A 561-nucleotide genomic window follows, 5' to 3' on the forward strand; every position below is an offset into this window, starting at 1 on the left:
CGCCCTCATCGAGGACGACGGCGAGGTCGTCGGGATGGATGCCGCGCCCCCGGTTGGTCATCGTCGGGGTCCTTCTCGGTGAGGGCGAGCGCGGGGGCGAGTGCGGGGGCGCGGCGACGTCATAGCGTGGTGCCTCCGGATCGGCTGCTGCGGATGAGCAGGTAGATGAGGTACGGCGCGCCGAGCACACCGGTGATGACGCCCACCGGCAGCCGCGTGCCGAACGCGTACTGCGCGCAGAAGTCGGCGACGAGGACGAGGAGCGCGCCGACGAGCCCCGCGGGGAGGACGGGGGAGCCGACGGGACCGAGGATCCGCAGGGCGATCGGCCCGGCCAGGAACGACACGAAGGCGATGGGGCCGGCGGCGGCGGTGCCGAAGGCGAGGAGGCCCACGGCCGCAACGATGAGAAGCAGGCGGCTGCGCTCGACGGGCAGCCCGAGCGCGGCGGCGGTGTCGTCGCCCATCCGCAGGATCTCCAGGCGGCGGGCGAGCACGAGCAGTACGGGGCCGAGGACGATCACGGCTCCGACAACCGGGAGCGCGCGGTCCCACGTCGCG

The 561-nt window shown here is 74.2% G+C and carries 1 protein-coding gene; it reads right to left on the reverse strand.

The window, feature by feature from the left end:
- Positions 1-119: 119 nt before the first annotated feature.
- On the reverse strand, positions 120-561 hold a 442-nt coding region (locus I5G_RS13730; RefSeq protein WP_022879569.1), incomplete at its 5' end, for an iron chelate uptake ABC transporter family permease subunit.

The sequence above is a fragment of the Microbacterium sp. B19 genome (assembly GCF_000333395.1).
In the GTDB taxonomy this organism is placed as follows: domain Bacteria; phylum Actinomycetota; class Actinomycetes; order Actinomycetales; family Microbacteriaceae; genus Microbacterium.